Consider the following 10,741-nt stretch of genomic DNA (forward strand, 5'->3'; position numbering starts at 1 on the left):
CCTGAATCCGTGACTTCATCAGCAATAAAAAAGCCTTAAAGCCATCCACCGAAAGGGGTGTAGGCTAAAATACGACCTACTCGTTTTTTCACTGAATAGGTGAATTTTTGTGGAACTCCATTTTGAGCAGTCTGATACGGAATTCTATACACCATTTGCTGGCCTTGCCTTTATTGGTCACGCCCTCAATAAAAAAACATCCCTCAAAAAATCACTCCGTAAGATTAAGAAGCGACATGGAATCGCCAATATTGATTTAGTGCGTGCTTATGTTGGCTTGCTGGCCCTCGGCAAAAATGACTTTGACGCCATTGACACCCTTCGCCATGACGATTGGTTCCAGCAATGCATGGGAATAAAACAGATGCCATCTGCCAGTCGATTGCGCCAGCGCTTTAATGAAGATGCTACCCAGCTTATTCCGCTGATTGAGGAAAGTCTTGCTGAGTTGCTTATAGAACTTGATGCTCCGCTTACACCACTTCCAAAAGAACTTGATCGCCAACAGCATATACCATTAGATATGGATGTCACGCCTCAAGACAATAGCAACTCCAAGAAAGAAGGAGTGAGTTGGACATATAAACACTTTTTCGGCTACTCCCCCATTATGGCTTACCTTGGGCAAGAAGGCTGGTGCATGGGGTGTGAGTTGCGACCAGGTTCGCAACACTCGCAAAATGATTTCATCCCATTCCTGGGTGCCGTTTTACAGAGAGTACGTCGTATAACGCAACAGCCGATATTGCTTCGGCTCGATAGTGCTCACGATGCTGAAGATACCCGCATGGCCGTTGCTCAACATGCTAACGTTGACCACATAATTAAATTGAATCCTCGCCAACAGTACACCTCCAAGGCCTGGCTACCTAAGTTTGAAGCAGCGAAGGTAGAGTGGCATGAGCTACGAGCAGGTAAGCACTATGCGACTTTGACTATTAACCATGAAGCTCACTATGGTCATCAGCGACTGATTATCAAAATGGTCAGACGAACGTCAGATGCCGTTGGTCAGATGTTTCTAACTCCAGACTACGAGCTGGAAGGTTGGTGGACAACATTGAATGAAGAAGAATACAGCGATAACGACGTTATTCTGCTGTATGAGAATCACGCCACCAGTGAGCAATTTCACAGTGAATTAAAAACCGATATGGATCTGGAAAGGCTTCCTTCTGGAAAGTTCGATACTAATGATTTAGTAATGTGTCTGGGCGCATTAACTTATAATATGCTGCGTTACATGGGGCAATCTTGTTTGCTGGGGCCGCAGTCACCTGTTCGTCATCAGGCAGCAAGGAGAAGAATAAAAACCGTCATGCAGGAGTTGATTTATCAGGCTGCCCGCTTTTTGGAGGCAGGCCGTCGCAAAATACTACGATTTGGCCGATATAGCCCGGCACTCCAAGTGTTTATGGGGCTTTATCCAGAAAAAATGCTTTGTTAGCCATCAATATTATTCTGTCTTTCTGAAATGAATGCCAGGTCTTGGTAGGTGATGCATCGCCTGAATTTCAAAATAATGACAAAAACAGCTGGGTTCTTTGCTGGATTGTTCTGTTATTTCCTGATCAAAGTAGTAATAAAGTGATTTGCGGTAAGGTTGGAGCTTAAATTACACGATTTTCTCGAGATTAATTAAGAACTCACTGATTCAGGTACATAGTTAAAGAGGGAATCTTCCATGACTTTCAAGATAGAGCTAAAGCCATAGTCACAAATACTTCTAACTGTGGCTGGGGCTTTCATGATCAACTCACTGATCTTTATTACACATACAAAGATGAAGCTGAGTAGCTACCAAGGCATAACAAAAACTTCCAGTTCGTTCCGGGGCTTCGCCCCTCCACCCGACGTGCCTTCGGCACGCGGCTGAAGTTGGCGTTATGCTCTTTATCTGGTTTAGCTATTTCATTGGGCTGGTCGTAAGTGCCGAAGTATTATTGCCCCTGGAATTATTACAAGAGCAAAAGTCCCGCCAATTACGTATTTAGTTATATTATTGTCATCTAAATATGCCCATATTCCCAAGGTTACACCAGTTCCTATGCACCCGACTAAAAGGCCAGTAAATGCTAGATCGTGTTTGCGCCTCTCTGTGCAGCATTCCTGTGCATGAAGTGTTTGACACTGAAATAATATTAAAAGTGAAGCTATTGCTATCTTTATGCGCACCCTCATCATACTTGCTCCGCTTATAAGTGACGTGCAAAAGCATAACAAAGTTTTCCAGCGGACAGCTTATAGTGGACCCCATAAACTGGACAGCTCGCTAAGTTAAGTTTTCTGGCTGTATTATGTCCCTTCAGGTGGGAATCATGGCAGCAAAAAGAAAACGACATGCGCCCGAGTTCAAGGCACAGGTAGCACTGGAAGCCTACAAGGGTGATAAGACCATAAACCAGTTGGCCAGTGAACATGAGGTTGCAGCTGTGCAGGTCAGCCAGTGGAAGCGCCAACTACTCCAGGGGATTCCAGAGGTCTTCGGCAGGACAAGACCAGAGGTTGACCCGGAAGCGCTGACAGCGCCACTGTACCAGGAGATCGGTCGACTCAAGATGGAGCTGGACTGGTTGAAAAAAAAATCTGGCTATGTCCACTGACGAGAAGCGCAGATGCATTGAACCGAGCCACCCGGAACTGAGCGTACAGCGGCAATGTGAGCTGATCGGGTTAAACAGGTCAAGCTGGTATTACCAAGCCTCACCGGCCCAGGAAAGCACCGAGAACCTGAACTTGATGCGGCTGATTGATGAGCAGTATACACGTACACCGTTTTACGGCAGCCGAAGGATAACGGCATGGTTAAATACTCAAGGATATTTGGTCAACAGGAAGCGTATCCAACGGCTCATGGGACTGATGGGCATACAGGATGTAGGGCCAAAGCCTGGAACCAGCCAGAGGAACAAGGAGCATAAGGTTTATCCTTACCTGCTTCGAGGGGTTGAGATTGTCAGGCCTAACCAGGTGTGGAGCACGGATATTACCTACTGTCCGATGCCACAGGGGTTTATGTACCTGGTTGCCATCATTGACTGGTACAGCCGTTACGTGGTGAGCTGGGAGCTGTCGAACACACTTGATGCTGATTTCTGTATCCATGCGTTGAACCGTGCTCTGGAGCAGGCACAGCCTGATATATTCAACACAGACCAGGGCTGCCAGTTTACCAGTCATGACTTTCTGGCTCCTTTGCAGGAACGGGAAATTCAGATCAGTATGGACGGCAAAGGCCGGGCACTGGATAATATTTTTGTGGAAAGGCTATGGCGTTCCGTCAAGTACGAATGGCTCTATACGCACGAGTTTCAGACGGTTCCTGAGCTTCACGCTGGACTGGATGAATACTTTGAGTTTTACAACACTGAACGATTACATCAGTCGTTGGAATACAAGACGCCTCAAGCAATTCACTTTGTATGAGGGGTTCTCAACCACTGCCAGGACTTAACTTAAATTTGTTGAATTTCTGTCTTGACAGTGGGGTCCACCATACAGCGCATAAAATGGCTTTTGAAGACAGATGACCTTTGAGGGGCTTTTGCATCTCCGAGGCACTTTCATCGCAGAGAATACCGTCAACGGTATGTGAGGAGCGGTCTCTTGCAACCAAAACGGGGATATTACGGCAATCCGTTTTTTATCATTACCTCTTTGTCTGGCGGGTCTTGGCAGTCCCGATCTCTACCCTTTGAAAGACTCACGCAAAAAAGGTTTCATCCAGTTCAACAATATCACCCAAATCATTACCCTGGTCATTCTCCAGCACAGCAAGGAAGCGGTGTCGCCAGCGGAAAGATGTGTGTAGGGTGACACCACATTCTCGTGCCGCCACTCGCAAGGTTGCGGAGTGGCTCATTCCATTCAGATAAGCCTGCCATTTTTCAGGGTGACGTAGTCGAGCTATGGGGGTTCCTGTTAATGCATTAAATGTCTTATGGCATGACTTGCAACGGTAGCGTTGTCTTCCATCACTACAGCCCCAGCGCTTTATTTGATCACTTTTACAATGAGGGCAACTAGGTTGTTCAGAGAATTTCTGTTCAATGGCGGTACTTAGGTTCGGCTGATGAGTGGTTGCCTTAAGCTCTGGAGAAAGGGCTTTATTGAGAGTATTTTTCTGATGGCTGGTCAATGTCGAAATAGCATCAAGAAATGCTTTGAAGAGAGCATATTGCATAACAGCATCCCTAAAAGTAGGAGACTGCTGCATTATAGTTCAAACAACGGGTAAGGCGAACTTAGCCTGCTGAAAGCCATGTTGACTTTATTAATGGAATTGGAAGATGTGAAATAAAGAAAGCCTATACAGAAGGTATTAAAGAATTTATATGCCTACCTTCTGGAATTCCTATTTTCGAAATTCGTAATGATTATGAAACTTTTTCAGAATTTCTCTATGAGACCAAAAAGATTGTGAGATTAGATTCTGATGAATCATTTTATGTGAGATACAATCTGTGGAGATTTTTTCCACCTGTGAAAATACAAATCTTTGGATTATCTAAAAATAGTGATTTGATTCAAAGCTTATCGATAGCATCGTATCTTTGGGCAAAGAAAGAATTCTCTTCGAGTGGTCCATTAAATTAATTCATATTTAATCTTATCTAAATCATGAAGAAGATTAAACATAGCTCCTCAATGAGTGCTGGATAATGAAGAACTTTGGTTAATCGTCTATCCTCCATGCATGGTTTTTTCAGTACACGACGAACTGCAACCAGATCTGCCAGAGAAGCTTTTAAGGTTCAGCAGCAAGAGCAGATCACCCAGCAGCAAGAGCAGATCACCCAGCAGCAAGAGCAAATCATTCAGCTACAAGGGCAGATCGAAGCTCTTGAGGCTGAGATTCGTCGATTAAAAAAACTGCCGCCAAAACCCGACATAAAACCCAACATCGAGCCTCCTGATGACGGTACGGGAACTGAACAGTCAGAGGCTGAAGACGACAGCCCTACCCCTGATACTCCAAAAAAGCGTAAGGTCAACAAACCCGACGTGAAAACCCGCAAGCAGCGCCATCAACCTCCGGCACCACCATCTGAAGGTACTATATCTGTTGAAGCGGTAGATGTTCCGTCAGGATCAACCTGGAATGGTTACACTCCCTACAAGGTGCAGGAGTTGACGATACAGGCATCCAGCTTTCAATACCTTCTGGAACAATGGGTAACGCCCGGCGGAAAAACCATAACAGCCAGGCCGCCCGCCGATCTTCATGGGCATCATTATGGCCCCACGCTGCAAGCCTATGTTCTGCACCAGCATCACGGCTGTTCTGTTACCCAGCCGGAATTGCTGGACTGGCTATGGGACGTTGGAGTGTCCATGTCCGCGGGTGAGTTGAGTTTGCTGCTAACTCAGGGGCATGATCAGTTTCACAGGGAAAAAGATGAACTACTGGCGACAGGTATCCGATGCTCAAGTTATATCCAGACAGACGACACGGGAACGAGGCATAAAGGACAAAACGGCTATTGCACCATTATCAACAATGAGTCCTTTGCTTGGTTCGCCAGCACAGGCAGCAAGAGCCGGGAAAACTTCCTGAGTTTATTGCATCGCCCCTGGCGTACCTACACATTGACAGAAAATGGCATGGCCTACCTGAAGGAGCATAAATACCCGGAAAAATGGTTGCGTGTACTCAGGCCTTATCTCGGAGTGACTTTTTTGAGTCGTGATGCCTGGCAAGCCTGCATGAAAGCACAAGGTCTGGTAAAAGATCGGTTCCGGAAAGCCAGCGAAGCCCTGATCTATGGTAGCCTGATCGAACATGGTGCCGGGCATCTGACCACTTTCAGCGATGGCGCACGTCAGTTTGATGTGTTCAAACATAGTCAGTGCTGGATTCATGCAGAGCGAGGGCTGGCCAAAATCCATCCGGTCAATGACCAGCAAGCCATGGCTCAAAAATGGTGCAGGACATGGTTCTGGGCTGTTTACGATGATCTGAAAGCTTTCAAGGCAGAGCCTGATGAAGAGAAAGCTCTGAAGGTGTGGCTGGGCTTCCACGCACTTATCCAGACTGAAACGTCTTGCGAACCTCTTCAGGAAGCACTATCAGGGCTGGCATTGATCAAGGAAGAGCCAGCAATTCCCGCTCAATTTAATTGTATGTTTTTCAAGCTAATTAATGAGGATTCTATAGCCCTTGAAAACCGGGCATCTTCAAAGTTTGCATAAATTATGCACAAGTCTGAAGAAAAAAAGTCTGCGAACTCTAATGTTAAAAAACCTCTACAGCCCTTTAAAATAAAGGACTTTCTGTCTGAGCGGGAATTGCTGAGGAAGAGCTGTTACTGGTTCTGGATGATCCAAGCTTACCGCTCCACAACAACCTGAGCGAGAGCCAGATACGGGAATACGTCAAACGACGAAAAGTCAGTGGCGGGACACGCAGTGATGCGGGGCGGCAATGTCGCGACACCTTTGCCAGCCTGAAGAAGACGTGTCGCCTGTATGGTCTCTCATTCTGGGACTATCTGACAGACAGGTTAACCGGTAATGCCCTGTTCCCGAGGCTGGCGAACTTGATTGAAAAAGCGTCCCACAATCTGCCTTGCGGGGTTTGCAGCAGTTATTAAGAAGCTACGATTAAACCATCAAATTTTATACAAACCTTCCGCGCGTAACAAGTGCAGTCAAAGGGATGGCTCACTGCGTTCGCCATCCCTGCTGCAAGCGTTATGCGTTTGTCCAAGCAGATAAACTACCTGTAATGCAGTCGTAGATATAGATTGGTAAATCTAGCTGTAAACGGCTTCTCATTATTTCCTTTATTTCTTGCAAATGATGAATAGTTTTAGCATTTCTTTCTTCGCTATTTAATGGGTAGAGCACATTTTGGGTTGCTATTAAGCCAAATATTGACTCCTTATTGTAATCAACAACAACTTCATTCCATGGGATTGGGAAAGAAGTTTCCTGATATTTACTTTTCAGATAAGTTACTAACTCAGAACTATCTTTTATTTTAAGTTTTTTTGCATGTTCACCTACCCGAAAATCTCCTTGATATTCCGTCTCAATTTGGGGTTTCCCAAAAACTGAAGTGCAAAAAGTTTTCTTTATAGAGTTCCATGCAACCCTATCCCCATCAGGATTCACCCTAAATGAACCTGCGTCTGAGGGAAAAATATCTTGAATATTGCATTTATCAGAATTAAGAATAAGGCCTATATCTCTAAACAACTTGGAACCAGCCTGATAAGCAAGTAAACTAGTTGAAGCTGATCGAATGATACCAACAGAAAGCAACTCAGATAGTTCATTATCCAGTCGATCGTGAGGTTCATATGTATTACTAATCATTTTTACTAAAATTTTCCCTTGCCTATAAAGTTGATCAATACAAACAGGGGTGGCACTGTCCAAACTAATATGTTCAGCACTGTTAATTAGGGGATTATTGTAAGAAAAAGCACTTATCGGATTCATTCTGATCATTCCAAGTTTTATTGTATTTAAATTTTGACAGCAATTTATTCAAATACTTCCCTATATGAGCTTAGAAACCACTAACATAGTGGGTAGAACGCATAACAAATGCTTCCAGTTCGTTCCGGGGCTTCGCCCCTCCACCCAGGGTAAACGCATGAACGTTATTTGATCAATCCGAGGATGTGACAGAGGTATTCCTCACTCCAGCCACACGTTTTGCGTTTGTTCTTTATACCAAGCTTGATTGAGGTATCCTGTTTTAGAAGGTTGAGAGCTACTTACCTTGCTATAGCCAGGTTTTCAGCAGCATTGCCCCTTCTGACTCGCGACTGATCTTCTGAAAATGCAACATCCAACACCCAATGCAAGTTATTCTCCACTTGCCAGTGAAGTCGTGTCGCCAGCAGGACTTCTTCTGCGGTCATGACCTTACTACTGATGAAGTAGCGAATGAAGCTTCGCCCCTTGTTCCCTTTTGTACAATCCAACTGAACGGCTGCAATCGTCTTGGCCTGCCATTGAGTTGCTTGAGGACAAGATGACAGGTCAGTAAGAACCCAGCAACGGCGGTGTTCCTTGCGACCATGTTTACTGTCGCGCTGCTCACTATATTGAGACTGGTCTGGGCTATCGGTCGGATTACTCTCCCAATAAGTAGAAAAGTAGCGATCCAGTTCACCATAAAGTTTGCGCTGGTTGTTTTTCACAGCTAACAGATAATCTGCTTTGACCTTGAGAATTTTGCTGGCAATACGCTTTTGGCAGCTCATGGCATCAGCAGTCACCGTACAACCTTCAATGGCCAGTTTATCCAATAGCTCGATTAGACTTGCTATCGACTTTATACTGCCCGAGACTGATACCTGCTTCTGTGGACCAAGCATTAACCATATGAATGGCACTGGATGATTTATCTCGAGAGCCTCGAACTGTCTTGCCATCAATGGCAACAACGCCCGATAAGGGTGTATCAATCAGCATATCCTTAACCCAGCGAGTAAACAGGTCACGAAATTCAGCTGGATCAAGAAGTGCGTAAATCCGATTGAATGTATCGTGAGATGGGATGCCTCACGGCAGCTTGAGGTACTTGCTAAGCCAGTCTTCTTTACACTCAGCGCACTGGACAATACTATCCCAGTCGTCTGCACCACAGAGGAGACCAACAATGGTCATGAAAACGACTTCTCCCATGATATGGGTGCATTTGGCAGGTTGCCGAGGATCAGGCAACTGGTGAGTACGTTCGAGAAGAGACTGAAAGGGCATAAAAAGTGAGAATTTGCCAGAACAACGGGGGTGTGGCAAGAAAAATTCCAACAAGTACTGATCAAGAAATGTTCATGCGTTTGCCCTGCCTACAGGGGACTTTCACCCCATAAGTTCATGCCCATGCCGGGCGTACACAAGTAAATCCAGGTGACGCCTACGGCGTACCTGATTTAGGCGTTAGGTGCTAAAATACAAAGCTTACTACCAAGGTTTTTGAAAGTGATTGTCGGCTATGAAAATACTATTATATTTATCATTAATAATAACGTTTTTATTACCAAATCTAATCTTTGCTAATTCTTCTGGAAAAACAGAATTAAAGTTAGTGATGAATTATGAAAATGAGAGCTATGCAACAAAAAAATGGTGTTTAACTACAACCAAAATGTTTGAATCATGGTATCAAAAATCATTTAATACAATATGGCTAGATAAAAAAGGATACAAAATATCAGAAGTCGAAATGGATACAGAAGGAAATATCTTTAGATTGATACCCTTTAAAGAAATTCATGTTGTATTTAATGATCATGATAGTTGTATTACTAGTGCTGATGAAAACACAATTTTTGTAAGCAGAGAATGGATATCAAAAAATCCAGATGACACAGGCCTTGTTATTTTTGAACTAATTCGTGTAATCATAGGTACGAAATCTAGTCCTACATGGATAGCAAATGGTATTGCTGATTACTATCGATGGATACTTTATGAAAATAAAAATATTGGATGGCTTATTGAGAATTCAAAAACAGATGTATTTGAAAAAGGTTATTTAGTGGATTCTAGAGCATCAGCAGTATTTATATTATGGATTGAGCTATACAAATCAAATGGTTTTATAAAATCTTTAACAAGGAGTATGCTTGATAAGGATTATAGTGAACTAATATTTGAAAAACTCACTGGTCAAAATCTAGAGTCTTTATGGAGCGAATTTTATCTCTATGCATATTATAGAAAACAGAGTTGGTACGATTATATTGCTGAGCTGCTCAGTGCAATGCACCTAACATGTGGTTCCAGGTGACGCCTACGGCGCACCTGAACCAAGCGTTATGCGCCAAAGTGAATCTCAACATCCATGCTCTTGTGTAAGATTCTGACAATTTCTATTCGGTTTTGAGTGGTTTTTCTGAAAAATATTACGTGACTACCTTGAGGGAACTTTAGGTATCCATTTCTGATTTCAGCACATGATTTACCTATTTCTGGTCGCTCAGACAATAGACAGAAAGTGTCGTCAAACTGCTTTAAGTAGATGTTTCTTTGTTCTCTACCCCAGCGATTCATTGTGAGTTTAGCAACTTCTTTTAAGTCGGCCTTGGCTTTCTGGGTTAAGTCAAAAGGCTTCATTTTTGGTCTTCATTGTCTAATTCATTGATGAAAGTGTCATAGTCATACTCGGCCAAGCCACTTTCTTCTCCTTCAATGAGCAAATTTCTGAGGGTATTTAGCTTGGTCTCCTTACTCTCCAATAAGCGCAGCGCAGCTCGGATCACTTCACTTGCTGAGCCATAACGGCCACTTTCTACTTGACTAGAAATAAACCAATCAAAGTGCTCTCCCAGGGTTATACTGGTGTTTTTAGCCATGTCTACCTCCTGATTCAGTTGTCAAATACCAATATATACCTAATTATGGTATACCGTACCTATAAGTCAAGCAAGCGCATAATCGGGTAGCCGGAGGTTTCTAACCTCCAGCCCCCACAACACCCTTCATGCGGGTCCGCACAGGGCTTTTCATTAAGAATGGTGAAGCTTGATCCATCCCTCCCGCAGTGAATAGAGCCCCTGTAATTTCAGATAAGCCAGCGATAGAGCCTGATTAATACCCGGCGTTTTCGCGCTTCTCCACGGGCCTTTACTGCTTCGACCACAACCAACTGTCGTTCGGATTTCAACGCCGAGACGCATCAATTGTCTGATTTTTGTACGAGGCTTTCGCCACTGTCGCCAATAAGCCATGCGGATTCTGCGACGTATCCAATGATCCAGATCGCAGCAGAGCTGATAGC

Annotated in this window: 10 protein-coding genes and 1 pseudogene; 5 read left to right on the plus strand and 6 right to left on the minus strand. The window is 44.1% G+C overall.

From position 1 onward, the window contains the following. The first annotated feature begins 109 nt into the window (after positions 1-109). The gene (locus GZ78_RS13275) at positions 110-1,447 is read left to right on the plus strand and encodes an IS1380 family transposase (protein WP_034831824.1); all 1,338 of its coding nucleotides are present in this window, start codon (positions 110-112) and stop codon (positions 1,445-1,447) included. An 871-nt stretch (positions 1,448-2,318) separates the two neighbouring features. Beyond that, positions 2,319-3,426 (plus strand): IS3 family transposase gene (locus GZ78_RS13285; protein ID WP_407919777.1). Its coding sequence is split into 2 segments (ribosomal slippage): positions 2,319-2,590 and positions 2,589-3,426, totalling 1,110 coding nucleotides; the frame shifts between segments, so codons are not numbered across the junction. A 277-nt stretch (positions 3,427-3,703) separates the two neighbouring features. On the opposite strand, the gene GZ78_RS13290 is transcribed toward GZ78_RS13285, so the two are convergent. Beyond that, positions 3,704-4,183 (minus strand): IS1/IS1595 family N-terminal zinc-binding domain-containing protein, encoded by a 480-nt coding sequence (locus tag GZ78_RS13290; protein ID WP_152558716.1) that lies wholly within the window; start codon positions 4,181-4,183, stop codon positions 3,704-3,706. A 488-nt stretch (positions 4,184-4,671) separates the two neighbouring features. Between GZ78_RS13290 and GZ78_RS13295 the strand changes: the two genes are divergently transcribed. Next, positions 4,672-6,192 carry a hypothetical protein gene (locus GZ78_RS13295; RefSeq protein ID WP_152558717.1) on the plus strand — a complete coding sequence of 507 codons (1,521 nt, stop codon included), beginning with the start codon at positions 4,672-4,674 and terminating at the stop codon, positions 6,190-6,192. Between the two features lie 110 nt (positions 6,193-6,302). Beyond that, the gene (locus GZ78_RS28335; RefSeq protein ID WP_269078772.1) at positions 6,303-6,593 is read left to right on the plus strand and encodes a transposase; all 291 of its coding nucleotides are present in this window, start codon (positions 6,303-6,305) and stop codon (positions 6,591-6,593) included. A 100-nt stretch (positions 6,594-6,693) separates the two neighbouring features. On the opposite strand, the gene GZ78_RS13300 is transcribed toward GZ78_RS28335, so the two are convergent. Further along, entirely contained in the window at positions 6,694-7,446 is a 753-nt protein-coding gene (locus GZ78_RS13300) for a hypothetical protein (RefSeq protein WP_034836932.1), read from the minus strand. 164 nt (positions 7,447-7,610) lie between these two features. Further along, positions 7,611-8,718 (minus strand): annotated as a pseudogene (locus tag GZ78_RS13305) (ISAs1 family transposase). A gap of 235 nt (positions 8,719-8,953) precedes the next feature. Between GZ78_RS13305 and GZ78_RS13310 the strand changes: the two are divergent. Then, the gene (locus GZ78_RS13310; protein ID WP_081869848.1) at positions 8,954-9,751 is read left to right on the plus strand and encodes a basic secretory protein-like protein; all 798 of its coding nucleotides are present in this window, start codon (positions 8,954-8,956) and stop codon (positions 9,749-9,751) included. Positions 9,752-9,777: 26 nt separating this feature from the next. On the opposite strand, the gene GZ78_RS13315 is transcribed toward GZ78_RS13310, so the two are convergent. The 3 genes from GZ78_RS13315 to GZ78_RS28340 form a co-directional block, all read right to left on the minus strand. Further along, entirely contained in the window at positions 9,778-10,077 is a 300-nt protein-coding gene (locus GZ78_RS13315; RefSeq protein WP_034836941.1) for a type II toxin-antitoxin system RelE/ParE family toxin, read from the minus strand. Continuing rightward, positions 10,074-10,316, minus strand: a complete 243-nt coding sequence (locus GZ78_RS13320; RefSeq protein WP_034836944.1) for a type II toxin-antitoxin system ParD family antitoxin — start codon at positions 10,314-10,316, stop codon at positions 10,074-10,076. The genes GZ78_RS13315 and GZ78_RS13320 overlap by 4 nt, the downstream gene beginning before the upstream one ends. 153 nt (positions 10,317-10,469) lie before the next feature. Then, the coding region (locus GZ78_RS28340) for a hypothetical protein (RefSeq protein WP_456236229.1) at positions 10,470-10,741 on the minus strand (272 nt) is incomplete at its 5' end.

It is taken from the genome of Endozoicomonas numazuensis (assembly GCF_000722635.1).
Classification (GTDB): domain Bacteria; phylum Pseudomonadota; class Gammaproteobacteria; order Pseudomonadales; family Endozoicomonadaceae; genus Endozoicomonas_A; species Endozoicomonas_A numazuensis.

Bases quoted from the DNA above. Each gene is read 5' to 3' on its own strand.
- GZ78_RS13315 (WP_034836941.1), bottom strand. From the start codon at position 10,077: ATGAAGCCTTTTGACTTAACCCAGAAAGCCAAGGCCGACTTAAAAGAA.
- GZ78_RS13320 (WP_034836944.1), bottom strand. From the start codon at position 10,316: ATGGCTAAAAACACCAGTATAACCCTGGGAGAGCACTTTGATTGGTTT.
- GZ78_RS13310 (WP_081869848.1), top strand. From the start codon at position 8,954: ATGAAAATACTATTATATTTATCATTAATAATAACGTTTTTATTACCA.
- GZ78_RS13300 (WP_034836932.1), bottom strand. From the start codon at position 7,446: ATGAATCCGATAAGTGCTTTTTCTTACAATAATCCCCTAATTAACAGT.
- GZ78_RS13290 (WP_152558716.1), bottom strand. From the start codon at position 4,183: ATGCAATATGCTCTCTTCAAAGCATTTCTTGATGCTATTTCGACATTG.